The organism is Leucobacter coleopterorum (assembly GCF_011382985.1).
Classification (GTDB): Bacteria; Actinomycetota; Actinomycetes; order Actinomycetales; family Microbacteriaceae; genus Leucobacter; species Leucobacter coleopterorum.
The window spans coordinates 2,606,910-2,633,871 of record NZ_CP049933.1; the positions used below are offsets into that span (position 1 = coordinate 2,606,910).

The following is a 26,962-nucleotide window of genomic DNA, read 5'->3' on the forward strand; positions in this document are numbered from 1 at the left end:
GCTGCCCTCCGCGGGTGCTCCCGTTCCAGAGTGAGAAGCCGTGTTGTCGACGAGAACACATCAAAAACACGCCGAATTGGTGCATTCTCGTCGGGATTATGGCGTCTCACTCCGGGCAAAGCCCCGCGAAGCTAATTCAGCAGGAACGGTGCTGTCTCGGCCCCCGTCACACCCGCGGCTGTCGCCTGCAGGTGGTAGGTCGCGCCACCAGCCCCAACGGGCTCACGGCTCACATCGCAGGTGTCCTCGCTGGAACGCGTGCGATCCCACGAGATAGCTTCGCTCTCAAGCGGTTTGCCCGGATCGAGGATCACCATCTTGCTCTCGGGATCAGTTTGACAGTCAACCGACCGCCACACCTGATCATCACCGCTGGTAATAACAAACTGCATTCCCTGAGTGCCAAGATCTGCCGTGCAGGCCTTCGATCCCGTATTTTCCACGGAGAGCGATAGTTCAGGGAGCTCTCCCTCGGCATAATCAGTCTTGTTAGTGATCGCCGTGACTCGCAGTTCCGCAGACTCGCAAGCCTGTGGCTCCTTGCTCGTCTTCGCATCGCCCGTTGGAGTCGGCGCTATATCCGACGGAACCTTCACATCGGAAGCTCGATCCGGAGCATCGCCCGAACCCGGCTTCACGATAATCAGCACGATCACGGCGATCACAGCGAGCAACCCAGCAAGCACCAAAATTCTCCGCCTGATATACACCTTGCGGTCTTTGGGGCCCACGGGGTCTCGCAGCGTCGACATAGCGCCAGCGTAACCCTGTTCAAGAGCTAAAGGCGCTTGAGCATCCGCGTGTTGCCAAGGGTGTTGGGCTTAACGCGAGCAAGATCCAGAAACTCAGCGACACCCTCGTCGCTCGAGCGCAGTAGCTCGGCGTATACATCGGCCGCAACGAGTGTGGTGTTCTCACTCACAACTTCAAAACCGTTGCGAGCAAAAAAATCAGTTTCAAAGGTGAGGCAGAAAAGTTGAGTCAGCCCCAGGTCCGCGGCCCGCACCTCAAGCGCCTGCAAGAGCGTGCGGCCAACACCCTTGCCGAGCACCTCGTCTGAAACACCCAAAGTGCGCACCTCGCCGAGCTGGTCCCACATCACGTGAACAGCGCCGTAACCGACAACACGGTCGTCGGCGGTGGTCGCCACGAGAAACTCGGGCACCGCTCCGTACAGGTCAACCAGATCTTTACCGAGCAGCACTCGTCGGGCCACGAGAGGTTCCATCAACTCGACCATGCGCGGCACGTCACTCGTGCGCGCGGTGCGGATCCGAATCTCGGGGGTGACAGTCATGGAGTCAAGCTTATGCCCTGGGAGGCATGGACCCTACGCGAACCCCAAACAAAAACGGGCCCACCGCCGAAGCGATGGGCCCGCAATATCGTCCTGCAGTGAACTAATCGGTAACGCCTGGCGTTGCTGCGGTCGAGGCCACAGCGGCCGCGGCCGAAGCCGAGGTCTCGCCATGAGTTTTCTCAGCGCTGCGATTCGTGTCGAAAGTGAACTGACCGTCAACGAAGTCAACCTTCACGGTGTCTCCGGCAAGCAGTTCTGCACCAAGGATCTTCTCTGAGAGGCGATCCTCAACCTCGCGCTGGATCGCGCGGCGCAGCGGACGCGCACCGAGCGTCGGGTCGTAACCCACCTCAGAGAGCCGCTCACGAGCTGCTTGCGACACCTCGATGTGCATGTCGCGATCGAGCAGGCGATCCTTCAGCTGCTTCACGAAGAGGTCAACGATCTGCAGCAGCTCGGTCTTCGAGAGCTGCGGGAACACGATCGTGTCGTCAACACGGTTCAGGAACTCGGGCTTGAAGTGCTTCTTCAACTCCTCGTTCACCTTGCCGCGCATCGTGTCGTAGCCGATCTGGCTGTCACCCTCGATCTGGAAGCCGACTGGGCCACCAGCGATCGCGGTTGAACCCAGGTTGGTCGTCATGATGATGACGGTGTTCTTGAAGTCGATGACACGCCCCTGGCCGTCGGTGAGACGCCCCTCTTCAAGCACCTGCAGAAGCGAGTTGAAGATGTCGGGGTGAGCCTTCTCGATCTCGTCGAAGAGCACCACGGAGAATGGCTTGCGGCGTACCTTCTCGGTGAGCTGGCCGCCCTCTTCGAAGCCGACGAACCCGGGAGGCGCACCGAAGAGGCGCGACACGGTGTGCTTCTCGCCGTACTCCGACATGTCGAGCGAGATCAGCGCATCCTCGTCGTCAAACAGGAACTCGGCAAGTGCCTTCGCGAGTTCGGTCTTGCCAACACCCGTGGGTCCAGCGAAGATGAACGAGCCCGAGGGGCGCTTCGGATCCTTCAGTCCAGCACGCTGGCGACGGATCGTCTTCGCGAGTGCCGAGATGGCCTCGTTCTGACCGATAACACGCTGGTGCAGTGCCTCTTCCATGAAGCGGAGACGGCTGGTCTCTTCTTCGGTGAGCTTGAAGACAGGGATGCCGGTCGCCTGAGCGAGCACCTCGGCGATCAGGCCCTCGTCGACCTCTGCCTTAGTCTCGACGTCGCCCGAGCGCCACTGCTTCTCGAGGCGCAGGCGCTCAGCGATCAGTTTCTTCTCTTCGTCGCGCTTGTTCGCAGCGCCCTCGAAGTCCTGCTGCTCGATGGCCATCTCTTTGTCGGCACGAACAACCGCGATCTTCTCGTCGAACTCGCGCAGCTCGGGTGGGCTCGACAGGATCGAGAGGCGCAGGCGGGCGCCGGCCTCGTCAATCAGGTCAATCGCTTTGTCGGGCAGGAAACGATCCTGCACGTAGCGGTCCGCCAGGTTGGCCGCAGCAACGATAGCGCCGTCGGTGATGGACACCTTGTGGTGCGCCTCGTAGCGGTCACGCAGACCCTTCAAGATATTGATGGTGTGCGGCAGCGACGGCTCAGCGACCTGGATCGACTGGAAACGACGCTCAAGCGCGGCGTCCTTCTCGAAGTGCTTGCGGTACTCGTCGAGTGTGGTCGCACCAATGGTCTGCAGCTCACCACGAGCGAGCATGGGCTTCAGAATGTTGGCCGCGTCAATCGCGCCCTCTGCGGCACCCGCGCCCACGAGCGTGTGGATCTCATCGATGAAGATGATGATGTCGCCGCGGTTGCGAATCTCTTTGGTGACCTTCTTCAGGCGTTCCTCGAAGTCACCGCGGTAACGGCTACCGGCGATCATCGAACCGAGGTCAAGCACGTACACCTGCTTGTCCTTCAGCGTCTCGGGAACCTCGCCCTTCACAATTGCCTGTGCGAGGCCCTCAACCACGGCGGTCTTACCCACACCGGGTTCGCCGATCAGCACGGGGTTATTTTTGGTGCGGCGCGAGAGGATCTGCATAACTCGCTCGACCTCTTTTTCACGACCGATCACGGGATCGAGCTTGCCCTCGCGAGCGGCCTGGGTCAGGTTGCGACCGAACTGGTCGAGCACCTGCGAACCTTTGGCCTCGCCCTGCGCTTCGGGGGCACCGACGGTCGCGCTCTCTTTACCAGCCTGGTAGCCGGAGAGAAGCTGGATCACGGTCTGTCGGACACGGTTGAGATCAGCACCGAGCTTTACGAGCACCTGGGCAGCAACGCCCTCGCCCTCACGAATGAGGCCGAGCAGAATGTGTTCCGTGCCAATGTAGTTGTGGCCGAGCTGCAGCGCCTCGCGCAGACTCAACTCAAGCACCTTCTTTGCACGCGGCGTGAAGGGAATGTGGCCCGCTGGCGGCTGCTGGCCGGTACCGATAATGTCGGTCACCTGAGCACGCACAGCGTCAAGGGAGATCTCAAGCTGCTCAAGCGCCTTGGCCGCAACGCCTTCACCCTCGTGGATGAGGCCGAGCAGAATGTGCTCGGTACCAATGTAGTTATGGTTGAGCATCTTCGCCTCTTCTTGGGCGAGGACGACGACGCGACGAGCGCGATCTGTAAATCTCTCGAACATCTTTACCTCCCTGCGGTATCCGTGCACGGATGGGACACCACCGTTGGAATAAGGCTACGGGGTGATGCCTCGTCACGGGGAATTGTTCGCCGCAGGCGTGACGAGGGGTTGACAGTTGGTGTAACATATTCCAGATTTATCGATAAACATTAATATTGTTTATCGATAAGGATTTGCGCATGTCCTTCACCCCACATACCGGCCCTCTCGAGGCGACCGCGGCGCAATCTGGGTCTTCATCGTCGCAGGAGCAGCGATCGCGAATGGAATCACCGTCTCAGCGGCCATGCGCATAAGCGAACTCTTGAGCGACGGCAAGATCCAAGTTGTTGCGGGGTTCACAAATCAAAGCGCGACTGCAGCGCTTGGACCCAATGGCCACGACATTGAGGTTGGTCTAGACCGCGCAATTCTCAACACTGAGGTACCGGCTTTCTCGGTGTGGTCGGGAGTCATTGCTCAGTTTGTGCTTGCGGTAACCTTCGTAGCCGTAATTCTCTGCCTGATACTACTCAGCCGCAGAATACTCAGGGGACAAATCTTTGGCCGAACAAGCACTCGACTGGTGATAACTGCGGGAATGGTGGGCCTCCTCGGCACCCCAATGGTTCACTTCTTGAACAACATGCTCGCAAACGGGGCAATCGCCCAGGTCTCATCGCCAAGCGAGGTGGATAGCTCGGCGATATCTATTGATTTCTTTCCCTTCGTCATCGCGGCCTTTGCAGTCGCGATCATCTGCACGGTGTTTATGGTTGGTGAACGTCTCCAGCGTGAGACCGAGGGCCTGGTGTGAGCCCCGCGGAGCCCAAGGAGGGCCATGCGATCCACTGCCGCCTAGATGAGCTACTCGCGGCACAGGGCATGACCCTCACACAGCTCAGCGAGGAGGTAGGCGTCAGTATCGTCAACCTCTCAGTCCTCAAGAATGACCGCGCCCGCGCGATCCGATTCTCAACCCTGACCGCAATCTGCCGGGCACTCGGGTGCGAGGTTGGGGAATTGCTCGTGGTCTCCGACCAATAGCATTGGAAACCTGTTGCGGCTAACTACTGAGGGAACGTGTTTTTCGAGATCAACTGCACATCGTGATCGATATCGTCGACACGCTTCTCAATCTTGTCGAGCCTGCCCTCAACTTTTCCAATGCGTAACTCAATTTGTTCGAAGCGTTGGTCAACCTGCTCGAAACGCATGTCCACTTTTTCAAAGCGCAGCATCATTTCGGTCTTCAATCCGTCAATTCGTTCGCTCAAAATATCGAACTTGGATTCAACTTGGTTGCCCAAGGATTCCAGCTTTACATCAACCTTCTCCGACAGGTCTGCGATGGACCGAGTAAAAGAGCGGGTGATGATCGAGATCAGCCCCGTCATCACAGCAGCGAAGACTCCAATCAGAGTCCAGACCTGAGGTTCATTCATTGCGACCATGCCTCCATTCTGACTAATATCACATCAGAATGCCAGAGGATGGAGCAAAATTAGATTGCAAAAACCAAATCTGTTAATAAGTTCGCAAAACCCTCAGAATCCCGACTTTGTTAGCGAAGGTTGAACGTAACAAAAAGGGCCGCCCGAAGGCGGCCCTTGAAGTAATAACTCGCGCGCTAGCTCTGGGGCTGGCTGGGATTTGCGGGAGCCTGAGCCGCGATGGGCTCAATGACCACCGCGGTGCCATAGGCACAGAACTCGGTGAAGTTGCCGATTGAACCCGAGTCGAATCGCATCGCAACAACGGCGTTTGCGCCACGCGCCTGGGCCTCAGCCCACATACGGTTCATGACCTCCCAGCGGGATTCGTAGATCACCTTCGTGTACTCCGGCATCTCGCCGCCACCGAGGGCACGGAACCCCGCGGTGAAGTTCTGGCCGAAGTTAGCGGAACGAACGGTGAGCCCCATGACCTCACCCATGACTTGCGTGATCCGATACCCCGGTACATCATTGGTGGTGACTGCAAACATGTGATGGATTCCTTTCAATTGACCCCACGTAAGTTTTACACCCACACGCTACTGCAAAGCTGAGGTGAGCCTGGCGAGTCCGTCGAGCAGTTGCGAGCGCAGCGGCTGCTTGGACCACTCCTCCAGCGTGAGTTCCCGCGAATTAGCCCGATAATAATCGTTGACCTCGTCGAGATCACTCACAAAACTCTCACCGTGCACCACCATCGAGATCTCCATGTTGAGTCCAAACGAGCGCTGATCCATGTTCGAGGATCCGACAACTGCTACGGCCTCGTCGACGGTGAAGTGCTTCGAGTGCAATATATAGGGCGGCTTAAACATCCAGATGCGTACTCCTGCGCGCAGGATCTCTTCGTAGTATGAGCGCTGTGCGTGGTAGACGACTGCCTGGTCTCCGGTCTCGGAGACAAACAACTCAACCTCAACCCCGCGCGCAGTGGCCGCGCGCAGTGCATTCATGATCGAACCGTCAGGCACAAAGTAAGGACTCGTGATACTGATCCTGCGTCGCGCCGAATAAAGCAGCGCCACAAACACCTGAAGGTTGTTCTCACCTTCGTACCCAGGACCACTCGGCACGATCTGGCACTCAAGTTCACCCGGCTGCTCGACCGAGATACCTTCCTCGGCAAGGTGAGTCAGGTACTCCCCTGTCTCGAGATACCAATCCCCCTGAAACACTGCCTCAAGCCCGAGCACAATCGGCCCTTCGAGTCGCACCATCAGATCTTTCCAGTGCAGGCCACGCCGTTTGTTTGACGCCTTGTTGTAGCTTGAGTCAACGAGGTTCTGGGACCCCATGAATCCGACCCTGCCGTCGACCACCAGTAGCTTACGGTGGTTGCGCAGATCGGGGCGCTGGTATTCCCCGCGCCACGGGCGCACAGGTAACATGTACGACCAGTCGAGACCGATGTCTTTAAAACTCTGCACGGTCTTCTTTGCGCCGGGGTTTCGCACGGCCGAAACGTGATCCAGCAGCACACGCACTTTCACACCGCGCCCCACGGCCTCGCGCATTGCGGCAAAAACGTCATCGGTAGTCTCGTCGTGCACAAAGATGTAAAACTCGATGTGAACGTACTCGGTGGCGGAGCGGATCGCGGCCGCCATCTGGGCGAAAGACCCCTCGTAGTCGATGCAGATCGTGGCAGTGTTGCCGAGGAGCATCGGCTGCGCGCCGAGGGAGCGTCCGAGCTGCACAGCGCTCGCGAGCCCCTCCTGCAAATCGTCGACCGGCGCAAGCAACCTATGGTTCTCGCGCTCTGCCACCTCGGAAACGAACTTGTTGATGTCGCCTTGCTTTTGTTCGCGATGCTTAGGTAGCCGTTTGCTTCCGATAATCAGGAAGAGCAACAAACCGGGGACAGGCAAAAAGAAAATGGCCATGAGCCAGGCCATGCCTGCGGTCGGGCGACGATTGCGCGGAACCACAAACAGGGCGACGATACGGATAACGTTGTCGACAACCAAAAAAGTGATTGTCCAAACGTAAGGCCAATTGATTCCGAACCAGGTGAGATCCATTAGGGCTCCCTCCCGTATCGTGATTCGCCGTACTGTTGAGAATCACTCTATCGGTCGCGGGAACAAGTTTAGGAGTCTTCGCGGATCGGCAGACCCGCTTTAATGCGTTCCTCGTTTTCAATCTCGCGAAACACTCGACGCTCAGTGCGGTCGGCTCGCAGGATCAATCGCAGCACCATCCAGAAGAAGAGCCCGATCAGCACGGTCGGAGTGAGCGACCAGATCGCATTCAACCACCAGTTATCCATAAGCACTCACTCTACTTTGTTTCCCTCCACGACTCCTGGGCAGTCGCCGCTATTTGACGAGCGGGAACAGGATCGTCTCGCGGATCCCGAGCCCTGTAAGAGTCATGAGTAGGCGGTCCATGCCCATACCCATACCACCGGAGGGCGGCATGCCGTGCTCGAGCGCGCGCAGGAACTCCTCGTCGACGCCCATGGCCTCGACGTCACCCTTTGCACCCTGCGCAGCCTGCTCGACAAAGCGCTCGCGCTGCACGACGGGATCAACGAGCTCGGAGTACCCGGTGGCAAGTTCAAAACCACGCACGTAGAGATCCCACTTCTCAACAACACCCGGAATCGAGCGGTGATGACGCGTGAGCGGGCTCGTCTCAACTGGGAAATCCATGACAAAGGTCGGTCGCGTGAGCCCGTCCTTTACGAAGTGCTCCCACAGCTCTTCAACAAGCTTGCCGTGGTTCGGCAGGTGCACCTCGACACCCTCGGCATCGGCAAGCTTCTGCAGTTCGTCGACCGAGGTCCCTGGCGTGATCTCGCGGCCAGCGGCCTCAGAGAGCGTGCCGTACATTGAAATACGCTCCCACTCGCCACCGAGGTCGAAGAGCGTGCCATCAGCCCACTCAACCGTGTGAGTGCCTTCGCGCTCAGTGCCGACGTTTGCTGCGAGCGCGGCGTTCTGAATCAGCTCTTGCGTCAGATCGGCGATGCCGTTGTAGTCGGTGTAGGTCTGGTACGACTCGAGCATCGCGAACTCGGGGCTGTGAGTGGAGTCAGCACCCTCGTTACGGAAGTTGCGGTTGATTTCGAAGACCCGCTCAAGCCCGCCGACTACGGCACGCTTGAGGTAGAGTTCGGGGGCGATCCGCAGAAACAGCTCGGTATCGAAAGCGTTCGAGTGTGTCACAAACGGTCGCGCCGAGGCCCCGCCGTGCATCGTCTGCAGCATCGGGGTCTCGACCTCAATGAAATCGTGGTCGGCGAAGGTTTGCCTCAGGCTCGCCATCGTGCGCGCACGGGTCACAACGTTGCGGCGGGCCTGCTCACGCTGGATCAGGTCGAGATAACGCTGGCGAACCCGCGTCTCCTCGTTCAAGTCGGCGTACATGTTTGGCAGCGGCGCAATTGCCTTCGCCGCGATCTGCCACTCACGAGCCATGATCGACAGTTCACCGCGACGGCTCGAAATAACCTCGCCAGAGACAAACAGGTGGTCGCCCAGATCTACAAGCTCCTTGTAAGCAGCGAGCGACTCCTCGCCCACCTCGGCAAGGCTCACCATGACCTGGATTCGCTCGCCGTTGCCTGCCTGCAGTGTTCCGAAGCAGAGCTTGCCAGTGTTGCGCTGGAACACCACCCGCCCGGCGATCCCAACCGTCTCGCCGCTCTCGGCACCTGCCTCGAGGTGCCCCCACTTCGCACGCACCGCAGGGATCGTTGCCGTGACGGGAACCGCCACCGGGTAAGCTCCGCCTGCGAGGTCGCCCGCCTCGTTCAGCCGATCCCGCTTCTCCAGGCGCACGAGCTTCTGCTCGAAGATTTCTTCCGCACTCGTTTCGGGGGCGCTGGTCTCTTCACTCGCGCGGCTCTCGGCATTTGCGCTGCTGGCTGCGGTCTGCTCGCTCATTAGGGCGGGTTCCTCCGTTATTTTGGCGTACCCGACCATCCTACGGGGCTTCACTCAGTTCAACCCCGTTGGGGCCTAGATCAGCAGCGGCGCGAAGCAGTTCTTCCTCCATTGCCGCGCGGATCACACCCCCTACGGCTCTGTCCGGACGATCGACACCAATGGATCGCAGCGCATCGGTTGTCTGTCTTACAACGGCCTGTGACAGTTCCGCCGCCGCGAGCATCGCGTCAGCATACGCTGGGCGATCCTGCTCGCTCACAATGACTGGTTCGGCGCCCATATCGACGGCGAGGGCCTGCCCGATCGGCAGCACGGGCGCCGGCGCGGTCACCGCAACTGTCGCCTCGCTCAGCCGGGTGAGGTCGAGGCTTGTGCCGGTGAAGACAATCGCGGGGTGCAGGGCCAGCGGGATCACTCCCGCTGCGAGCGCGGGGGCAAACACGCCGATGCCGTGTTCGGGGGCGGTGTGGATCGCGAGTTGCCCGGGCTGCCAGGCACCGGTCGCAGCAAGTCCCGCGACGAGACCAGGTAATTCCGATCCAGGGATCGCAATGAGTACCAGTTCCGAGCGGCGCACTACCTCTGCGACCTCAAGTATTGGGACTCCCGGAAGCATGCTCTCCGCGCGTTCTCGGCTCGCCTCGCTGATAGCGCTGATACCAGTAATGGCGTGTCCCGCACCGGCCAGGGCACGCGCAAGCACGGGCCCGACACGTCCCGCTCCAACGATGCCCACGCCTAGTCGGGATGCTTGGCGATCCGGATTCACTGCGGATCTCCGTTCTCTTCATTCGGGTGAGGTGTATTGGCGAGCGGTGCATCCTGAGCGGCCTGCAATTCTTGCGTGGGCTGCACCGACTGCTCGAACCGCACCCCCTGCTTGCGTTCTGCCCGCTCTGCCGCTTCGGCCCCCTGCACTCGCAACACGGTCTCGGCGAGGAAGTCGAAGGCGACGCTCGCATCTTTTAGCGCAAGCCCGCGCATTTCCATGCGCACCGGCCCCAGAACCGTGTGTGCCTGCACCGAGGCGAGTCCGAGCATGCGGTGCACAAGCGGTCGACGCAGCTGAATCGACTGGGATCGCACGATCGGCATGATCGAGAGCGAGCGCGTGAGCGCACCCCTACGAATTCGCAGTGTGGAGTTGCCCAGATTGTCGCCTGTTTCAAGGCCGTCGACTCGCATCCCTGCACGCTTGCGCCCCCACCACAGTACCCAGCCGGCACGGGGGCCTGCACCAAGGTAGCCCCTTCCGCTGCCGGTCAGCGCCTCACGAAGTGCCTCAATTTCAACGGCGTCATCGCCAACTCCCGGCAAGAGCGTGTCGATAACACGGAGCACGTCGTCTTCGAAGCCGACAGGCAAAACCACGTTCTGAGTAGCATTTTGCCCACCCTGCGCGACAGAATGACCCGCCAGCGTGATCCTCACCTTCCACCACTTTGCAGGACGCCACAGCAGCGGTTGACGTGCCTCAATCGCGTGAATTCTGCCAAAAGGGATTGTCTCGGTCGCTGTAGCTGTAAGCCCTGCACCAGTTCGAACCGCATCGCTGCTGCGCGAGAGTGTGAAGTTGAAGCCCTTGTTGAACTGGGAGAAGACGATGCCGAACACCACGATCACCATGGGAATAATGCCAACAAGAATCGCAAGTTCGAGGGTGGCACCAAGCACCACAATCGCGACAACGATCGCCACTGCGATGACTGCTTCCCAGCCGAGAGCAATGCTGCCGATTAGACGGCCAACCGGAACCCTCACCAGAGTGTTCGCAGCGAAGGCTTCAGGATCCACATCTGAATCCGCGAAGGTCTGTGCTCGCTCGGTGAGGTTGTCACTCGCTGCGCCGTATACGTAGCCGTCATACCCAACGACCGGTGGCACTTGCACCGCCTGCGCATTGAGAGGTGCAACCCCGTCGCGCTTGAGCGCGGCCCTCTGCAGTATCTGTTCTCGCACAGTCTTGGCATCACGATGGCCGAGGTAAGCAAGCTCGACTTTCCCTCCCTGGCCCGCCGTGAGTACCTCGATTTTGGTCAGTCCCAATACCCTCGCGAGGAGTGGTCTTTGTAGGTTCACGCTTTGAATGCGTTCGAGAGGAGCGCGGCGGTGGTTTCGAAACACGACACCGCTTCGCGCCTCAACCGCCTCATCTGAGATGCGATATGTGTGAAAGCGCCAAGCCACCCATGAAAACAACACAATCAACAAGATGACAACGATCGCGGCGCCGAGAGCAGCAATCAGCAGACCCTGTTTTTCAAGAAAATCGAACATGTCTTGTTCGCTCACAAAACCTTCGAGGTCACCGCTATCACGCAGCTGATTCGCGAAAAAGAACTCGAGAAGGCGATCACGGAAATTGGCGACGATAATGCCACCTACGACGAGCATGGCGAGCCCACCTCGCAATAGCGGCGAGAGCGGGTGTAGCCTGCGCCACCCCTCGGCATCGGCAACCCCTGGAAGTTCGGTCACAGCCCTGACCGCCGCGTCTCAGCGAGCTCCACCAGACGGTCTCGAAGCTCCTCGGCTTCTGCGGCCGGCAACCCCGGCAGGTTAACACCGGTGGCAATCGAGGCAGTCACAAACTTGAGGGTGGAGAGTCCCAGTGTACGCAGCAGCGGGCCGCGATTCACATCGACGAGCTGCAGACGACCGTAGGGCACGGCAACAATGCGCTCGAACATGATGCCTCGACGGAACAGCAGATCGTCTTTGCGTAGTTTGTAGCCAATCGCCTTCACACGGCGGAAGGCGAGAAGCGCATTGATGAGCAGAATGAGTGCTACCGCAGGGATCGCAATGAGCGGGAACAGCGGCACGTCACCCTCGGTGCCAACAAACACGATGACAAAAGCGACACAGACCGCAAGCACCAAAAGTAAGTTCAGCGCCAGGTCGGCCCAGGCGTACTTTGAAGAGACTCGCTGCCAAGGCTGTTCGTCAGGTGTCCCAGCATCTGAATAGGCGGTCTGCCCAAGTGTGTCCGCGTTCATAACTTCAAGCTTAGACGTGACCTTTAGGGCTCACGGAACGCGGCCTGATCGACTGGTTCGGGGCCGGTTCGGGGGTCGGTCTCTTCACTCGATTCGTCTCCGGGAGGCACCCTACACAGTCTCTCCGTAATCACGGAGCAAACAACGAGAGTGAGCCCACCGCCGAACACCAATAACATCGGCAACCAACTCGTCACCGGGGCAGGTACGCTGCGTCCCAGCAGTGACAGCAGGAGCCCACCCCCAAAGCCGCCAAGCAGACCGCCGACGATTTGGCCTGCGCGCGCGGTGGCAAGCAGACGGACTGCATGAAACGGGTTAACTGCCCTCTTGCCTTTCGAGACGTTGCGTCGCAGCCTGATCCCGAACACAAGTAACACGGCCGCGATAAACACCAGCGTGACAGGCAGCGAAAGTGGAGGAACAAACGGAGCGTATCCTCGGCCCGAAAGATAAAACTGCACGAGAAGCCCGATCGCGATGCCCATGGCAGCGGCTGCGACCGAGGTCAGCGGGTTCATGCGATCGATCTTACGCATCGTTTGGCTCCTCAAACGGACGTGTCGTGTCGCCAATGCGTTCCAGCAGTTCGGCGACTCGCCCGTGTCCGAGCAACACCGCGTAGGGATCCAACTCAAGCCAGGGAGCAAGCACAAAGTCACGCTCGTGCGCGCGGGGATGGGGCACGTGGAGTCGATCATCTGAGATCGATCGGCCACCGTACGTGATGATGTCGATGTCGAGGGTGCGGTCTCCCAGCGCTCGTCGCGGATGCGCCCGTGCGAGGTTTCGACGGTCTGGATCAAGTCAAGGAGTTCGTGCGGGCGCAGTGTGGTCATCGCGGTAGCAACCCCGTTGAGATAGCGCGGGGCATAAGGATCGGGGCCGTCGAGCGTCAACGCGATGGTCTCGCGCAGGGGAGATGACAGTAGTTCGCTGATTCCGGGAGCATCCGCGAGCTCTTGCTGCGCAGCGCGGATCGTCTCACCGCGATCACCGAGGTTCGCACCGAAGGCGAGCAGCACCGGCATCTGTTGAGCGATCATTCGGCCGCCCCTGCTGATCGCTCGCGTACCTCACAACGGTGACGGAAACGTCGGCGAAGGTCAGATCGATCGGGGCATCTGGTTTGTGTACGGTGATGCGTGCCGCCCTGACCCCAACGAAGGAGAGCGCCGTCTCGGCGACACGCTCAGCAACGGTTTCGATGAGGTCGACAGGATCCTGCGCAACGGCGGCGTGGATAGCTTCGGCAAGTTCGCCGTAGTGCACGGTGCGTGTGATTCTGTCACCAGTGCCACTGAGACTGACCGCCACCTCCGCGTCGATAAGAAATCGTTGCCCCTGCTCGCGCTCGAAATCAAAGACACCGTGGTGCGCAAACACCTCGAGGCCGGTAAGGGTGATGCGATCTTTGGGGATGCGCTTCGAATGTGTTGCGGCGAAGCCACTCTCAAGAGTGTTCATGACTGCGTACCAATCGCCGTGGTGGTTCGCTGGCCGGATCGCCAGGCCTCTGAAATCGCGAGTGCCTGCACGGTGGCGGGCACATCGTGTACCCGCACGCCCCAAGCGCCCTGTCCAGCGGCCAGAGCGCTGACGACTGCCGTCGCGACATCACGCCCCTCAGGCGGTGGTGCGGCGCTCAACGGGGTGGTGAGCGCCTCAGCGATCATGCGCTTTCGCGAGGCCCCAATAAGCACAGGAAAACCGAGGCTGGTGAGCGCGTCGAGATGTGCAAGCAGCTGCCAACCCTGCGCCCCCGTCTTATCAAAGCCGAGGCCAGGGTCGAGAACAATCAATTCGCGAGCAATGCCCGCCGCGATGGCGACTCCAGTGCGGCTCGCGAGATCATCCCGCACCTCCGCAACCACATCGCCGTAGTCGGAACGCTGATGAGCGGGATCGGGTACGCCTCTCCAATGACCGATAATAAACCGCGCACCGTATTCTTGGCTTGCCGTCGCGGCAACCCGAAGCATGTCTGAGTCGTGACTTCCACCTGATACATCGTTGATGAAGCGCGCTCCGGCGGCGACGGCCTCGGCGGCAGTTGCGGCATGCAGCGTGTCAACCGAGATTCGGTGGCCTCGCGCGGTAAGACCGCGGATAACAGGAAGAACGCGTCGCAGTTCTTCTTCAGGCGCAACCGGGTTCGCTCCCGGCCTTGTGGATTCCCCTCCTATATCAATCAGGTCGGCTCCCTGCGCAGCGAGGGCACTGCCACGCTGAACGGCTGCATCTGGCTCGTCAAAGAGCCCGCCATCACTGAAAGAATCGGGGGTGACGTTCAACACTCCCATGACAAGGGTGCGTGATCTCACTGTGTAATTCCCTCGCCGCCAGTTTCACTGGCGATGCGGCCGGTCCCTGGTCCCAGCAGAGCAAACACGGCGGTCTGCTCCACCGGATCCACAAACACACCGCGCGAGGCCACCGTCACAGTGACCGCTTCGGTCTGCAGCACTCCGCGGTCAGACACACAGCCGTGACTCGCTTCGAGCACCACGAGAACGCCTCTGGGTTCGAGCCCGTCGTTAAGAGCTTGGGCAATCTGCTCCCCAAGCGCTCCTGTACCTGCGGTCGTGCGGCTAGCGACTGCACAACCCGCGGCAGGGCGCTGAGCCCGACAACGCGATTGCCTGGTCGGTACGCAATATGAGCACGACCACGAAACGGCAGCAGGTGATGCTCGCACACGGAACGGAGAGTGATGTCGCGCAACAACACGAGCTCGCCGGTGTCGTCGCCAACGGGAACCGAGTCGGTCAAAAACACCGCGGGATCTTGCCCCACCCCAGTGAAGAACTCACTGTAGGCATCGGCAACTCTGAACGGCGTGCTCGCAAGTTCTGCGCTGTCGGGGTCTGAACCAATTGCGCTCAGCAATTCACGCACCGCAGCCGCGACGCGCTCCCGGTCAACGCTGTTTTCCATGTGAACTATCGCGCCTCGTCAGTGTCTGAATCAGAGCCTTTACCGGTCTCCTTACCATGCACCCCGAGGTTACGTGGAGGGGCGCTCGTCTCGCCCGGAGCAAGCTCCGAAGAAGCCAATGGTGAGTCACCTGTAGTGGATGCCTCGACTGCAGAAGCTTTGGCGGGCGAATCAGTGGCCGTGCTCTCGGAGGTGCCTGCGCCCTTGGCTTCGAGTTCCGTGGCCTCACCGAGACTTCCGTCGGTTCGCACCACTACAGGCACGTCAATCGGGGGCCTATTCGAGACCGGGCGCTCACCGTGCGACAGCCAAACTGGACGTTCGGGTAGACGCTGTACGCCCTTAAAAATCTCTGCGATCTGAATGTGATCCAGAGTCTCTTTCTCAAGGAGTTCACGCGCGAGGTTATCGAGAATGTCGCGGTTCTTCACCAGTACCTCGTATGCCTCGTTGTGGGCCTGCTCAAGCAGCTCACGCACCTCGGCATCAACGGTCACGGCGACACCCTCGGAATAGTCTCGGCTTTGCCCGAACTCCCCCATAAACGCACCCGGCTGAGCCTGGCCTAGCTTGATCGGGCCGACCGTCGAAGACATGCCGTACTCAGTCACCATTTTGCGCGCAGTGCTCGTGGCCTTCTCGATGTCGTTGCCAGCACCCGTAGTCGGATCGTGGAACACCAGTTCCTCTGCAACGCGACCGCCGAGTGCATACGCCAGCTGATCCTGTAGCTCGTTGCGGGTCACCGAGTACTTGTCTTCGAGCGGGATCACCATTGTGTAACCAAGAGCCCTGCCTCGGGCAGAATCGTGATCTTGGTGACCGGATCCGTGTGGTTCAGTCCAGCTGCCACAAGCGCGTGTCCACCCTCGTGGTACGCCGTGATGAGCTTCTCTTGATCTTTCATCAAGCGAGTGCGGCGCTGCGGGCCAGCGATAGCACGGTCAATCGCCTCGTCGAGGGCACGGTTGTCAATAAGCTGCGCGTTGGAACGCGCCGTTAGCAGCGCAGCCTCGTTGAGCACGTTCGCGAGATCCGCGCCTGAGAAACCGGGGGTCTTGCGTGCCACGATCTCCAAGTCCACGGAATCGGAAAGCGGTTTACCCTTCGAGTGAACCTGGAGGATCTTGAGGCGACCGGCCATATCAGGCGCGTCAACACCCACCTGGCGGTCAAAGCGGCCGGGACGCAGCAGTGCCGGGTCTAGCATGTCAGGCCTGTTGGTCGCGGCAATCATGATGACGTTGGTCTTGGGATCAAACCCGTCCATTTCAACGAGAAGCTGGTTGAGGGTCTGCTCACGCTCGTCGTGGCCGCCGCCCATGCCCTGCCCGCGACGCTGACCAACCGCATCGATCTCATCAACAAAAATGATCGCGGGGGAATTGGCCTTTGCCTCTTTGAAGAGGTCACGCACGCGGCTCGCACCAACACCAACAAACATCTCGACAAAGTCAGAACCAGAGATCGTGTAGAACGGCACACCAGCTTCACCCGCGACAGCACGTGCGAGCAGCGTCTTGCCGGTACCAGGAGGGCCATACAGCAGCACACCCTTTGGAATGCGTGCGCCAACAGCCTGGAAACGAGCCGGATTCTGTAAGAAGTCTTTGATTTCGTAGAGTTCTTCTACAGCCTCGTCAGCACCAGCAACGTCTTCAAACGTGACCTGCGGGGTCTCTTTCGAGACGAGCTTTGCGCGAGACTTGCCGAACTGCATAACTCCACGGCCACCACCCTGCATCGATGACAGCATCCACCAAAGCAGCAGCCCGATCAGTAGCAGCGGAACAAGGAACCCGAGCAGCGACCACAGCGGGTTCGGCTGCGGCACCTTGTCGTTAAAGCCGTCTTTGAGTTTTGCGTCGTCGACTGCCTTGACGACGTCACCACCACGCTGAAAGACATAGTAGAAATACACCTCGTCGGTGCCGGTCTTCTTATCAGCCTTGGTGAGCGTCAGGTTGACACGCTGGTCACCGTCGACGATCTCAGCGCTCTTCGCTTTGCCCTCAGAGAGCATTTCAAGGCCCTGCTGCGTCGATATCTCTCGTGTGCTGCCGCCAGAGAGCAGCGACCAGCCAATCAACACAATGATTGGTGCGAGGATCAGATAGAGCAGTGGACCGCGCAGAAATTTTCTGCTCTTCGACGTGCTCTTCGTTGAATTCTCAGCCAAGTCTGGGCCTTTCGGAATCGGCGCACCGGGGGTTCCGGCAAAAGTAAGCGTAACGAATACCACTGACATCGCCCTGTGTCAGGCGGCAGTGTCCGCTCAGGGCGCACTGAAAATGTGCGCCCGCGAGCTACTCTCCGCCGTAAACATGCGGCGCAAGAACCGCGACATCGCGCAGGTTGCGGTAGTCCTCGGCGTAGTCGAGGCCATACCCAACGACAAACTCGACCGGGATATCAAAACCGACGTAGGCAACGTCAACGTCGACCTTGAGTGCTTCGGGCTTGCGGAGCATTGTGCAAATTTTGACCGATCGCGCACCACGGCTCTCCAGGTTTTCCTTGAGCCAAGAGAGCGTCAAACCCGAATCGATGATGTCCTCAACAATCAACACGTCACGGTCAGTAATGTCGGCGTCCAGGTCTTTGAGGATCTTCACAACACCACTCGATTTTGTTCCAGCACCGTACGAAGAGACGGCCATCCAGTCCATTTGTGCGTGGAACCTGAGTTCCCGCGCCAGGTCAGCCATCACCATAACAGCACCTTTGAGAACACCAACCAGCAGTGGTGGCTCGTCTTGATAGTCAGCCTCAATCTCGCGTGCGAGTTCCGCGAGCCGGTTGAGCAATTCCGCCTCCGTGTGAAGCACTTTGGAAAGGTTGTCGCCCAGATGTTTCGAATCCATGAAGCAATATTAGCCCGGAGCGGCCTGGGCACATGCTCCGGTGCCGAGCTTCGTTCACAGGCCACCGATTTAGTGACTTTCGAACGACTTATTCACAAAATAATAGATTATGAAAAATCAGTAACTAGAACCTGGCAATCTGATGCAATAGCAGTCAAAATGAAAGGCATGATCACCTTGAATGAGCCTCAGATTTGGACGCTGATTGGAGTGTTCGCCGCGGCCCTTCTCGGTCTCACGACAGTCATCACGCAGTCCTTCACCCGCACGATGTCAGCCAACATGGAAACCATGTCTGCAAATTTTAGGGGCATTGAAACTCGCCTCGACTCGATGGCGGTCCAGGTTGATGCGAAGTTTGACACCATGAACGAGCGTATCGACGGTTTAAAAACCGAAATGACGCTTCGGTTCGAAAGAGTTGATGAGCGGTTTGAACGAGTCGACGAGCGATTTGAACAGGTAGACAAACGTTTTGAACAGGTAGAGAGTCGCATCGACGGAGTAGGCAACCGACTCACCACCATCGAAAAGCAAGTTGCTGGTATTGATGGTGACGTTCAGCTCCTCATGAAGCAGGCGTTCCCCAAGTAGTCGCCCGTAGAATGACCCTCGGAATTACCACTACGAAGATTCAGCCTCACGCGGTGAACCTATTTGTCGCGTGAACAAAAGACTCCCCCTCGAACGAATCACCTTGATACCTGGTACATAAATTGGCCCTTGCCCGCGCCAGTTCGTCACCAGTGCCGCAATAGCGAGTGTGTGCTCGCGACTCAACTCACTTCCAAACTCCGCCTCGGCTACGCGACGAATTAGGCGGTGCCGAAGGGCTGCGGGGTTCGAGCTGAGAACCGCGAGAGAAACCGAAATCCCCGCTTCCGCGTGCTCCACAACGTCTTCAATAAGTTCATTCACCATCTCGTCAAAGGCAGCCGCGTCTTCGCGGGCTTGCTCCGCTGTTCGGGCGAGCGCCGCCGCAATACCAGGGCCAAGTTCGGCCTCGAGAAGGGGCAGCACGCGGTGACGCACCCTCACCCGAGCATAGGAATCGTCTTCGTTGTGCGGATCCAGCCAAGGTTCCAGCGCCTGGGCCTCACACGCAGCCTCGGTGTCTACACGTGTAACCCCAAGAAAGGGTCGCAGGATCAGCCCGCGATGCGGAGGGATCCCGGCCAGGCTGCGCGCTCCCGAACCACGGGCGATACCAAGCAAGACCTGTTCGGCTTGATCGTCTCGGGTGTGCGCAGTGAGGATTAGCGACGCGCCAGAAACCGCTGCGTGTTCTTCAAGCGCGCGATAGCGCGCCTGACGAGCGGCAGCCTCTGGGCCAAGCTCACGCGCTTCGACCGAGACAAGCGCCACCACTACCGGGTCGAGCCCCAGTTTTCTCGCTTGCACCGCAGCTCGCTCCGCAACCCCTGCCGAACCAGCCTGCAGGGCATGATCCACAATCACAGCACCGACTCTCCAACCGCACCGAGGCCCAACAAAAGCCGCGGCTGCAGCGAGGGCCAGCGAATCAGCCCCACCCGAGAGCGCCACAATCGCGAGTGGCATCTCGACAGAATCGCCTCGCGATCCAGCCCGCTCAACCAGCGCTTGCCGCACCGCCAGTCGCGTCGCGGCGACCGCAGGATGCAAAGGGGGGCGCTGATTCATTCCTCCACGCTACCGCGCCCGCCAGACATTGTTAGCCGAGGTCAAGGTTCCCCGGGCTCCGGTCGGGTAACCTTATGCTGGCATTGCAAATCGAGGCCGGGAGTCTTCCGCGCCCTTAAGCGACAAGGAACGTGCATGAGCACAGCATTCGACGCCGTCATTGAGATCCCCAAGGGCAGCCGAAACAAGTACGAGGTCGACCACGAGACCGGACGGGTATACCTCGACCGCGTGCTCTACACCGGCTTCGTCTACCCCACCGATTACGGTTTCTTCGAGGAGACACTCGGCGAGGACGGCGATCCGCTCGACGTGCTCGTGCTGCTCGATTACCCGGTCTTCCCCGGGGTTGGCATCAAGGTGCGCCCCGTTGGTGTGCTCAAGATGAGCGACGAGGCTGGCGGCGACGACAAGGTCATCGCGGTGCAGCACAAGGATCCGCGTTGGTCGCACATTCAGGACGTCGCCGATATTCCCGAGTACACCCGCAAAGAGATCGAGCACTTCTTCGAGCACTACAAAGACTTGGAGCCCAACAAGTGGGTCAAGGTTGACGCGTGGGGCTCTGCGGCAGACGCTGAGAAGCTCATCGTCGAGGCGCAGGAGCGCCTGGCGGATCAGCACTAAGGCGGATGCGGCTGCGGCTGCGAGGAATGAGCGGTCGCAGGCGGGATCGGCCCGCAGCACAGGGTAACTAACCTCTGACAAAAAAAGGGGGTTCAGGATCGCATGATCCTGAACCCCCTTTCGCATCTGGCGCAGAGCCGACGCGTTAACTACCCAGTTACACCGTAGTTCGGGATCGGGTTCTGGAAGATTCCGTCATACAGCACCTCATAGTGCAGGTGGCAGCCGGTGCTCATGCCGGTCGTACCTACATAACCGACCACGGCTCCCTGCCCAACCCAGGTCCCCCAACCGGGGCCAAAGGCACTCAGGTGCGCGTAGCGCGTCTGGAACCCGCCCGCGTGGTCGACGTGGACCATGTTGCCACCGATGCCGTCTTTCCAACCAACGTAGCTGACTGTTCCAGCTTGTGGGGCTATGATCGGGGTCCCACAGCCGGTTGCAAGGTCAATGCCAGTGTGGCCCGGCACCTGGTAGAAGTAGGTGGAAACCCAGCCTGGGGTGGGCTTCCACCAGGAGCCGTCGTTACCGCCACCACCGGGGTTTCCACCGCCACCGCCACCACCGGGGTTTCCACCGCCACCACCGCCACCGGTTTCGCCACCGCCGCCGCCGCCGCCACCGCCACCGTTGTTGTTATTGTTGGCGTTCTCACGTTCTTGGCGGGCACGCTCTTCAGCCTCTTTACGAAGCCGCTCGGCCTCGCGCTGACGCTGTTCCTCTTCGAGACGAAGACGCTCCTCGTATCCAGCGACCGTGTCGGTTGTTTTGTCTTTCAGAGCGGCGAGCTGGGCGGTCAACGTTTGCTCTTGCTTTTGCTGAGCATCAAGTTTGACGCGCTGCGAGTCAGCCGCCTTGGCCGCAACTTGAGCTTTCTCCTCGGCTTCAGCGCTCAGCTTCTCGCGCTCTTTCTGAGCGGTCTCTGCCTGCTTGCCGAGAGTCATCGCGTTATTCGTCGCCTGTTGGGCTTCCTGCGAGATTGACGTATTACGTTCGGTGGCCTTCGACATAGTTGCCAGACGGTCGAGCAGGGCGTCGGCAGTGTCACCCTCCGCCTGCAAAAAGAGTTCCATGTTACGGTCCACACCACCCGAGCGGTACATCTGAGCAACAATCACAGAGGCCTGATCCGCTGCCTCATCAGCCTTCTCGCGACTCGCCTCAGCCTGAGCTTTCAGCGTCTCAGCCTTCTCGGCTGCTTTCTGCGCAGAGGCCTCGGCTTCCTGCCAGGACTCGTTTGCGTTAGCCGATTCGTTGCGCAGGCGTTCGAGATCTTTCTGGCTCTGCGCGAGTAAACCTTCGATCTCTTTCACCTTTTTGGCTGCCGCGGCCTGGTTTCCCTTGGCGGCCTGCACATCGTCCCAGGTGGGCAGGTCCAACGCGTTTGCGGGCGGAGCCGCGAGCTCTCCACTGAAAAGAAGCCCACACGCAACTGCGCACACTCCGATAACACCGGTCAGTCGCCTCATGACGCGGTTCGAACGGGTGTTCCGCTTCGGCATGCAGCCCCCAAAAGCTTAGAAGAAAGAAATAGTCCTCACCAACGCTAGCATCGACGCAATCCAGAACCCCTGAGGATCCTCGGAGATGCGCGGTTTCTCGCCTAAGCCCACAAACTCTCGAATCTAGGGCATCTGCCCGATGTGCGGCATCCCCTTAGGACCGAGAGTAGATGTACCCCCACTTGTCTACAGAGGAGCACCCCTTGGACTTTCAGACCTACGCGCACCAGCACACCACCTCGCAGCGGACTCAGGCGGCAGCGGCGTCAGCTGAACGAGCTCGGGTGCATGCAGAACGGCAGGATCAGGCCGCCGTGATCCTGTGCCTAAGCCACAACCCGGCCGCTCCCAAACTTCTTGAACGACTCCGCTCATGGGTTTCGTGGAAAGGTACGCAAAGCGCGACCGGGCGCCCTCAGTGAGGGGCGGCTTCAGGTCTCAACATCTTGTTCCCGACGAGACCTGGGAAAATGGGAGCATGTCTCACCACGAGGTTGAACCAGCCATGGTCGGGCGTGACGCGGAACTTGCTCACCTTCGTGATCGTTTCCGTGGCGTTCTGCGAGGCCAGGGTGCGGCGACCCTGATTACCGGCGAGGCAGGAATCGGCAAGAGCCGTCTCGTGCGTGACCTTGCGATTGCCGCACGGGATGAGGCTGACGTCTTGATAGGGCGCTGCATCGATCTGAAGCAGGCTGCAACTCCCTACGGACCGCTTCTGGAGGTGTTGCGCGCACTCGTTGCCGCGCGCGGTGTAGACAAGCTGTTGGAGTCACCGATACTTGACCACTCCAGCCGATCCGCGCTCCTCCTTCTGCTCCCCGAACTCGTCGACGTGGAAGCCCCCGGCCTCGCAAACGACCTTTCCCTGTTTCTCTCGGAGGATCATTCGGGCCAGGAACGCCTACGAGACGCCATCACAACCGTGTTGCGTATCGCCGCAAAGACTCGCCCGTTGATCCTTGTTGTCGAAGACCTGCACTGGGCAGACGAGGGCACACTCGCGGTGCTCACAACACTTCTGCAAAGCATCACTGAGACACGCATCTTGGCGGTGCTCACAATGAAGAATGATGGGCGTCGCAGCAATCCCGCTCGCAGATTCGCCGCGGAATCAGAACGCACGCGAGTGCTCGAGCAGCTGCCCCTCGCCCGGCTTGGTGACGAGGAAGTACGCGCGATGGTCAACGGCCTCATGCAGCACCCGCTCGCACCCACCACGTTTAGCCAGTTACTTGAGCGCTCAGAAGGAGTGCCCTTCTTTGTCGAGGAACTGGTTGAGAACGCGGCGGCTCCACTCACAGATTCGCTCCGAGACGTGCTTCTCGCACGGTACGACCGGCTCGGCCGCGAAGCCGCGTCCCTGGTGCGCGCGATGTCGACCTCACAAACACCTCTCCCCCACTCCACGCTGGTTCGGCTCGTTTCACTTCCCGAGAATGAGCTGGAATCGGCGCTGCGAGAAACAATTGATGCCGGAGTTATTGCGGTAAACGAATCAGACCACTACGTGTTTCGACACGCGCTGCTTCGTGAAGCGGTCCAGGGTGAGCTACTGCCCGGAGAACGTACACGTCTCAACCGCGCACTCGCCGAAATCCTGCAACAAATCGCCGACACAGACACCAAAACCGCTCCACTCTCAGAACTTGCCTATCACTGGGATCAGGCGAAGGATCCTGAAAAATCGTTCATTGCCGCGTTTGCTGCGATGAAGCAGGCCGAGTCAAAGTATGCGTATGCGGCGGCCGCCCGCTTTGGGGAGCACGTGCTCGAGAACTGGGATGAATCTCTTGCTGCTGCAGAGGATGCGGGGATCAATCGGCTGAAGTTTCTCGAGCGGTTCGCCTCGATCCTACGAAACGCGGGTCAGACAGAGCGGGGTCTCACAGTCGTTGACCTTGCGCTCGATGAGATCAAAGACCGGAACGACCCTGTGGCGACGGCCAGCTTGCTCCAGCAGAAGGCTTACTACCTGAGCCATCTCGGACGCCCTGGCAGGGAACCCCTCGTTTTGCAGGCGTTGGCCGAACTCGACTCAGACCCTCGGCTTGAGGTCGATCTCGATGTTGTTCGGCTGAAGGCAAAACTACTCAGCCTACTCACGAGCACACTCATGCACCTTGGGAAGCTCACCGAAGCGGTTTCTTCTGCAACTGAGGCAGCTCACTACGCAGAGCGGTGCGACGACAAGGCGCTGCTGTCGATCACCTACAGCGTGCGCGGTTCTTGTCTCGCAGGCCTGGGGCAGGTGGAGTCCGGCCTCAAGGATCTGCTGAGCGCGCGACCGCTCGCGGTGAACGGCCAGTCACTCATGAAGTTCCACACAAACTACTCTGACCTGCTCAACATCCTCGGCCGATATCACGAGTCCGTTGAGATCGCAGAGGAGGGACTTGTTGTATCACGGCGCTACGGAGTGGAACGCAGCACGGGCGCGATCTTGATGCAGAACCTGGTCGAGCCCCTGCTTGAACTCGGGGACATCGACCGGGTTGAGCAACTGCTGCAACTGGGGATCGACTCACACGCCGTGCGCATACAACAGGTCTATACGCTCGTCTCGCGGGTGCGCGCGCTGTGCTGGCGGGGCCGGGCGGAAGAAGCTGAGGAGCTCTATCGCGACTGGGCCGAACCGCTTCACCAAACTGCCGAGCTGGAACGCCAGGTGTGGTACGCCCAACTTCTTATGGAGGTCACACTCGCAACGACCCGCGATGACTTCGAGCAGGCGCGACTTGTCATTCTGCGCATGCTTGAAGATGAACGACCCCAGGCGGGAAACCAGCGACGGCTGCTTCTCGAAGCAGGATGGATTGCCGCGGAGTGCCGTGCTCGGGGCCAAGAGGTGTCGGCATTCGCCACCGATGTGCTCGCTCGCTGGACCTTGCAGCCGGGTGAACTCCAGGATCCTGATTGTTCTCGTGTGCTTCTTGGGCTTCTTGAGCCCTCTGATTCCTCTTTGCAGGCTGCGCTCGCTGCAACGGGTGCCGAATCGGTGCCGAGAGTCTTTCAAGTTGTCGTGAGGATCGAACTGAGTCGTTTCTTACTGGTCTCAGGTGACAGGTCCCGGGCCGCGGAGGTTGCACGAGAAGCGCAGGATCTGTGCACTGAGCTCGCCCACACAAGACTCAGCGAGCATGTGAATGAACTAGTCGGGGCGCTAGGGATCGTTCGTAGTCTTGACTCAGGCGAGAGCAGTGGCTCGCTTCTGACACCTCGCGAGCAGCAAGTGCTCGACCTCGTCGCGGAGGGCCTCAGCAACCGCCAGATTGGCGAGCGGTTGTTCATCAGTGCCAAAACCGTGAGTGTGCACGTTTCAGCGGTTCTCAGAAAGCTCGGGGTCAGCAGCCGCACCTTGGCGGCAAGGAGCGAGCTGGTTTCGGAGGCTCGCCCAAACTGAGACTCAACAGACCGGAGAGGGCTGTTGCGGTGCGGCGATCCCTGCGGAAACATCGTGGTGGCTTCGCTGCGTTCTTTGAGCAGCTGCGCCGCCTTGTCGTGGAAGGCTTCGAAGTCTGAATCAAACCTGGTCCAGACGCACGAGAACGTCTCTCGCTGCTCGTTGAACACGGTGAAGGCGGGGTGCACGATCGACCAGGTTTCAGGATCGCCTGACTCGCTCAGACGCATCTTGAACTCTGCATGGTTGTTGACGACCTCGGCGATCGCCCAAACCTGCGCAATGTAAGTTTTGCGAGAGGATCGCCGCAGAACCTCAACGAACTCGGTCACGTCGAGTTCGACGGTCACTGAGTACGTGCAAAGGCACGGACTGAAGATAATGTTCGAAGTGTTCTCTGCGGGGCCAGGTGGTGAGGTCAATAGCCCTGTTTAGTCCTCATCCCACCCAGTCTGCGGCTCGCCACAGGTCTCGCGAAACACAAACTGGCTCGGTGCTCTGCGCTCGCGGCTCGACCAATCGATCACCGGCCTGTGTGACTGCTCAGGCACATAACCGAGGCGGTAGAGTGCCATGAGTTCGAGGTTAGCTGGCACTTGAAGCAGGTCGTTCACACGTTCCCACTGCCCGGGCGCCTCCATCGGAAACGAGATGAACTGAATGCCCATGCCCAGCTCAACCGTCGTGAGCCACACGTTCTCCATCGCGGCACCAAGGCTGAACTGGCAGTAGAAGTCTGCGAGGGAGTGGGCGTTGCGCTCTTGCTTGTCGAGCATAACTCCGAGGATCAGTGGCGATCCCGCAACAAGCTTGCGGTTCTCTTCGCCGAGGGTCTGTGGAATGCGCAGCATCCGCATGGTCTTGATCCCGGCGGGGGTATACACCGCACGAGTGAACGGTCGCAGCGCAGCGGGCAGTTTGTCGAAGTACATGCCCGATCGGTGCTCGGCCATCTCTTCCGCACTGAATCGGAAGTGTCGCTTGTACCGCTCGAAGAACGACCCCTCTGAGATCACCGCCGTCATCGATTCCCCACTGATGCGCGCGATGGTGTCGATCATGGTGCGATCCTCGATCACCACAAATCGCCAGGGTTGACTATTGAATTGCGACGGGGCGGAAGCTGCAGCCTTGATCAGTAGCCGCTGGTGCTCGTCGCTCACAGGGTCAGGTAAAAACGGCCCGTTGGTGGTGCGGCGGTTGAAGAGAACATCGAGAAATTCCATGGGGTGCTCCTGTGGTCGGGTTGGATGAGTTTGCGTGTTCAAAGCGCGGGGATCACGTCGCACCTAAGACCCAAAGCACCGTCGCCGAAAGATAAAACGGGGCGGCGCTGAGCCCAATAGCAATGTGTCGCTCCGGGTGCTTCAAGACCGGCCTGCTAGCCCACGGCAGCAGCGCCAGTGGCACAAGAGCCGCCAGCAACAAAACACCACGTTGCCAGTGGGTTGGGAACGACAGCGCGGCGGCCAGCAGGGTGAGGATCACGGTGAACGCAAATAGCCGCGTGTGCCAGACCCGCCGAACTCTTCTGCCTCGAAGGCTGAATGTGCCGAGCATAATGGTCGCAAGGTAAGAAAGACCAGCAATCAGGGTACAAGGGATAGCGTTGGCCACCATCAGCCTCCTTACTCCCGTTTTCTGGGTTGGTGATCCAACCTACACTCTTTGTAG

Annotated in this window: 25 protein-coding genes and 3 pseudogenes; 6 read left to right on the forward strand and 22 right to left on the reverse strand. The window is 59.7% G+C overall.

The window, feature by feature from the left end; all coding sequences use genetic code 11:
• Positions 1-131: 131 nt before the first annotated feature.
• The 3 genes from G7066_RS12240 to G7066_RS12250 all read right to left on the reverse strand — a co-directional run bounded on the left by G7066_RS12240 (position 132) and on the right by G7066_RS12250 (position 3,926).
• Complete coding sequence (locus G7066_RS12240) at positions 132-752, reverse strand: hypothetical protein (protein ID WP_166331392.1); 621 nt, start codon at positions 750-752, stop codon at positions 132-134.
• Between the two features lie 26 nt (positions 753-778).
• Positions 779-1,297, reverse strand: coding sequence for an amino-acid N-acetyltransferase (locus G7066_RS12245; RefSeq protein WP_166331393.1), 519 nt, complete (start codon positions 1,295-1,297; stop codon positions 779-781).
• A gap of 103 nt (positions 1,298-1,400) precedes the next feature.
• Complete coding sequence (locus tag G7066_RS12250; protein ID WP_166331394.1) at positions 1,401-3,926, reverse strand: ATP-dependent Clp protease ATP-binding subunit; 2,526 nt, start codon at positions 3,924-3,926, stop codon at positions 1,401-1,403.
• A 286-nt stretch (positions 3,927-4,212) separates the two neighbouring features.
• Between G7066_RS12250 and G7066_RS12255 the strand changes: the two genes are divergently transcribed.
• Together G7066_RS12255 and G7066_RS12260 are read left to right on the forward strand one after the other, a co-directional pair.
• Entirely contained in the window at positions 4,213-4,722 is a 510-nt protein-coding gene (locus G7066_RS12255) for a hypothetical protein (protein ID WP_166331395.1), read from the forward strand.
• Positions 4,719-4,952, forward strand: a complete 234-nt coding sequence (locus G7066_RS12260) for a helix-turn-helix domain-containing protein (protein WP_166331396.1) — start codon at positions 4,719-4,721, stop codon at positions 4,950-4,952. Before G7066_RS12255 ends, G7066_RS12260 begins: the two co-directional genes overlap by 4 nt.
• 23 nt (positions 4,953-4,975) lie before the next feature.
• Here the strand turns inward: G7066_RS12260 and G7066_RS12265 are convergent, their stop codons facing one another.
• The 14 genes and pseudogenes from G7066_RS12265 to hpt all read right to left on the reverse strand — a co-directional run bounded on the left by G7066_RS12265 (position 4,976) and on the right by hpt (position 18,094).
• Positions 4,976-5,359: a hypothetical protein gene (locus tag G7066_RS12265; RefSeq protein ID WP_166331397.1), complete on the reverse strand. Its 384-nt coding sequence runs from the start codon at positions 5,357-5,359 to the stop codon at positions 4,976-4,978.
• A 176-nt stretch (positions 5,360-5,535) separates the two neighbouring features.
• Positions 5,536-5,892 (reverse strand): YbjQ family protein, encoded by a 357-nt coding sequence (locus G7066_RS12270; protein ID WP_166331398.1) that lies wholly within the window; start codon positions 5,890-5,892, stop codon positions 5,536-5,538.
• A gap of 48 nt (positions 5,893-5,940) precedes the next feature.
• Complete coding sequence (gene cls / locus G7066_RS12275; protein ID WP_166331399.1) at positions 5,941-7,422, reverse strand: cardiolipin synthase; 1,482 nt, start codon at positions 7,420-7,422, stop codon at positions 5,941-5,943.
• A gap of 68 nt (positions 7,423-7,490) precedes the next feature.
• Complete coding sequence (locus G7066_RS12280) at positions 7,491-7,670, reverse strand: hypothetical protein (RefSeq protein WP_166290295.1); 180 nt, start codon at positions 7,668-7,670, stop codon at positions 7,491-7,493.
• Between the two features lie 49 nt (positions 7,671-7,719).
• Entirely contained in the window at positions 7,720-9,291 is a 1,572-nt protein-coding gene (gene lysS / locus G7066_RS12285; protein ID WP_166331400.1) for a lysine--tRNA ligase, read from the reverse strand.
• A 40-nt stretch (positions 9,292-9,331) separates the two neighbouring features.
• Complete coding sequence (locus G7066_RS12290; protein ID WP_166331401.1) at positions 9,332-10,063, reverse strand: Rossmann-like and DUF2520 domain-containing protein; 732 nt, start codon at positions 10,061-10,063, stop codon at positions 9,332-9,334.
• Positions 10,060-11,772, reverse strand: coding sequence for a PH domain-containing protein (locus G7066_RS12295; RefSeq protein ID WP_244302980.1), 1,713 nt, complete (start codon positions 11,770-11,772; stop codon positions 10,060-10,062). The genes G7066_RS12290 and G7066_RS12295 overlap by 4 nt, the downstream gene beginning before the upstream one ends.
• A complete protein-coding gene (locus G7066_RS12300) occupies positions 11,769-12,293 on the reverse strand; it encodes a PH domain-containing protein (RefSeq protein ID WP_166331402.1) in 525 nt (174 codons plus the stop codon). Before G7066_RS12300 ends, G7066_RS12295 begins: the two co-directional genes overlap by 4 nt.
• A gap of 23 nt (positions 12,294-12,316) precedes the next feature.
• Entirely contained in the window at positions 12,317-13,339 is a 1,023-nt protein-coding gene (locus G7066_RS17980) for a DUF3180 family protein (protein ID WP_425280732.1), read from the reverse strand.
• Positions 13,287-13,760 (reverse strand): dihydroneopterin aldolase, encoded by a 474-nt coding sequence (gene folB / locus G7066_RS12315; protein WP_166331404.1) that lies wholly within the window; start codon positions 13,758-13,760, stop codon positions 13,287-13,289. Before folB ends, G7066_RS17980 begins: the two co-directional genes overlap by 53 nt.
• Positions 13,757-14,617: a dihydropteroate synthase gene (folP, locus tag G7066_RS12320; RefSeq protein ID WP_244302981.1), complete on the reverse strand. Its 861-nt coding sequence runs from the start codon at positions 14,615-14,617 to the stop codon at positions 13,757-13,759. The genes folB and folP overlap by 4 nt, the downstream gene beginning before the upstream one ends.
• Positions 14,614-15,230 (reverse strand): annotated as a pseudogene (folE, locus tag G7066_RS12325) (GTP cyclohydrolase I). Before folE ends, folP begins: the two are co-directional and overlap by 4 nt.
• A gap of 5 nt (positions 15,231-15,235) precedes the next feature.
• A pseudogene (gene ftsH / locus G7066_RS12330) lies at positions 15,236-17,409 on the reverse strand (ATP-dependent zinc metalloprotease FtsH).
• Positions 17,410-17,536: 127 nt separating this feature from the next.
• Positions 17,537-18,094 (reverse strand): hypoxanthine phosphoribosyltransferase, encoded by a 558-nt coding sequence (gene hpt, locus G7066_RS12335; protein ID WP_166331405.1) that lies wholly within the window; start codon positions 18,092-18,094, stop codon positions 17,537-17,539.
• Positions 18,095-18,166: 72 nt separating this feature from the next.
• On the opposite strand from hpt, the gene G7066_RS12340 reads away from it, so the two are divergent.
• Complete coding sequence (locus G7066_RS12340; protein ID WP_166331406.1) at positions 18,167-18,688, forward strand: hypothetical protein; 522 nt, start codon at positions 18,167-18,169, stop codon at positions 18,686-18,688.
• 30 nt (positions 18,689-18,718) lie between these two features.
• On the opposite strand, the gene tilS is transcribed toward G7066_RS12340, so the two are convergent.
• Positions 18,719-19,756: a tRNA lysidine(34) synthetase TilS gene (gene tilS / locus G7066_RS12345; RefSeq protein ID WP_166331407.1), complete on the reverse strand. Its 1,038-nt coding sequence runs from the start codon at positions 19,754-19,756 to the stop codon at positions 18,719-18,721.
• Positions 19,757-19,891: 135 nt separating this feature from the next.
• On the opposite strand from tilS, the gene ppa reads away from it, so the two are divergent.
• Positions 19,892-20,383 (forward strand): inorganic diphosphatase, encoded by a 492-nt coding sequence (ppa, locus tag G7066_RS12350; RefSeq protein WP_166331408.1) that lies wholly within the window; start codon positions 19,892-19,894, stop codon positions 20,381-20,383.
• 149 nt (positions 20,384-20,532) lie between these two features.
• On the opposite strand, the gene G7066_RS12355 is transcribed toward ppa, so the two are convergent.
• A complete protein-coding gene (locus G7066_RS12355) occupies positions 20,533-21,885 on the reverse strand; it encodes a peptidoglycan DD-metalloendopeptidase family protein (protein WP_244302982.1) in 1,353 nt (450 codons plus the stop codon).
• A gap of 203 nt (positions 21,886-22,088) precedes the next feature.
• On the opposite strand from G7066_RS12355, the gene G7066_RS12360 reads away from it, so the two are divergent.
• Complete coding sequence (locus G7066_RS12360) at positions 22,089-22,307, forward strand: hypothetical protein (protein WP_166331409.1); 219 nt, start codon at positions 22,089-22,091, stop codon at positions 22,305-22,307.
• Positions 22,308-22,363: 56 nt separating this feature from the next.
• Complete coding sequence (locus tag G7066_RS17105; protein WP_166331410.1) at positions 22,364-25,288, forward strand: helix-turn-helix transcriptional regulator; 2,925 nt, start codon at positions 22,364-22,366, stop codon at positions 25,286-25,288.
• 89 nt (positions 25,289-25,377) lie between these two features.
• Here G7066_RS17105 and G7066_RS17985 read toward each other — a convergent pair.
• The 3 genes and pseudogenes from G7066_RS17985 to G7066_RS12380 form a co-directional block, all read right to left on the reverse strand.
• Positions 25,378-25,638, reverse strand: a pseudogene (locus G7066_RS17985) (CatA-like O-acetyltransferase); the annotation flags it as partial.
• Between the two features lie 81 nt (positions 25,639-25,719).
• On the reverse strand, positions 25,720-26,514 hold the full coding sequence (locus G7066_RS12375; RefSeq protein WP_166331411.1) for a nitroreductase family protein: 795 nt from the start codon (positions 26,512-26,514) through the stop codon (positions 25,720-25,722).
• Between the two features lie 52 nt (positions 26,515-26,566).
• Positions 26,567-26,908, reverse strand: a complete 342-nt coding sequence (locus tag G7066_RS12380; RefSeq protein ID WP_166331412.1) for a hypothetical protein — start codon at positions 26,906-26,908, stop codon at positions 26,567-26,569.
• Positions 26,909-26,962: the final 54 nt, after the last annotated feature.

Bases quoted from the DNA above. Each gene is read 5' to 3' on its own strand.
- G7066_RS12300 (WP_166331402.1), bottom strand. From the start codon at position 12,293: ATGAACGCGGACACACTTGGGCAGACCGCCTATTCAGATGCTGGGACA.
- hpt (WP_166331405.1), bottom strand. From the start codon at position 18,094: ATGGATTCGAAACATCTGGGCGACAACCTTTCCAAAGTGCTTCACACG.
- G7066_RS17980 (WP_425280732.1), bottom strand. From the start codon at position 13,339: ATGATCGCTCAACAGATGCCGGTGCTGCTCGCCTTCGGTGCGAACCTC.
- G7066_RS12245 (WP_166331393.1), bottom strand. From the start codon at position 1,297: ATGACTGTCACCCCCGAGATTCGGATCCGCACCGCGCGCACGAGTGAC.
- G7066_RS12240 (WP_166331392.1), bottom strand. From the start codon at position 752: ATGTCGACGCTGCGAGACCCCGTGGGCCCCAAAGACCGCAAGGTGTAT.
- G7066_RS17105 (WP_166331410.1), top strand. From the start codon at position 22,364: ATGTCTCACCACGAGGTTGAACCAGCCATGGTCGGGCGTGACGCGGAA.
- G7066_RS12265 (WP_166331397.1), bottom strand. From the start codon at position 5,359: ATGGTCGCAATGAATGAACCTCAGGTCTGGACTCTGATTGGAGTCTTC.
- G7066_RS12270 (WP_166331398.1), bottom strand. From the start codon at position 5,892: ATGTTTGCAGTCACCACCAATGATGTACCGGGGTATCGGATCACGCAA.
- cls (WP_166331399.1), bottom strand. From the start codon at position 7,422: ATGGATCTCACCTGGTTCGGAATCAATTGGCCTTACGTTTGGACAATC.
- G7066_RS12375 (WP_166331411.1), bottom strand. From the start codon at position 26,514: ATGGAATTTCTCGATGTTCTCTTCAACCGCCGCACCACCAACGGGCCG.
- lysS (WP_166331400.1), bottom strand. From the start codon at position 9,291: ATGAGCGAGCAGACCGCAGCCAGCAGCGCAAATGCCGAGAGCCGCGCG.
- folB (WP_166331404.1), bottom strand. From the start codon at position 13,760: ATGAACACTCTTGAGAGTGGCTTCGCCGCAACACATTCGAAGCGCATC.
- G7066_RS12255 (WP_166331395.1), top strand. From the start codon at position 4,213: ATGCGCATAAGCGAACTCTTGAGCGACGGCAAGATCCAAGTTGTTGCG.
- G7066_RS12355 (WP_244302982.1), bottom strand. From the start codon at position 21,885: ATGCCGAAGCGGAACACCCGTTCGAACCGCGTCATGAGGCGACTGACC.
- ppa (WP_166331408.1), top strand. From the start codon at position 19,892: ATGAGCACAGCATTCGACGCCGTCATTGAGATCCCCAAGGGCAGCCGA.
- G7066_RS12280 (WP_166290295.1), bottom strand. From the start codon at position 7,670: ATGGATAACTGGTGGTTGAATGCGATCTGGTCGCTCACTCCGACCGTG.
- G7066_RS12250 (WP_166331394.1), bottom strand. From the start codon at position 3,926: ATGTTCGAGAGATTTACAGATCGCGCTCGTCGCGTCGTCGTCCTCGCC.
- tilS (WP_166331407.1), bottom strand. From the start codon at position 19,756: ATGAATCAGCGCCCCCCTTTGCATCCTGCGGTCGCCGCGACGCGACTG.
- G7066_RS12380 (WP_166331412.1), bottom strand. From the start codon at position 26,908: ATGGTGGCCAACGCTATCCCTTGTACCCTGATTGCTGGTCTTTCTTAC.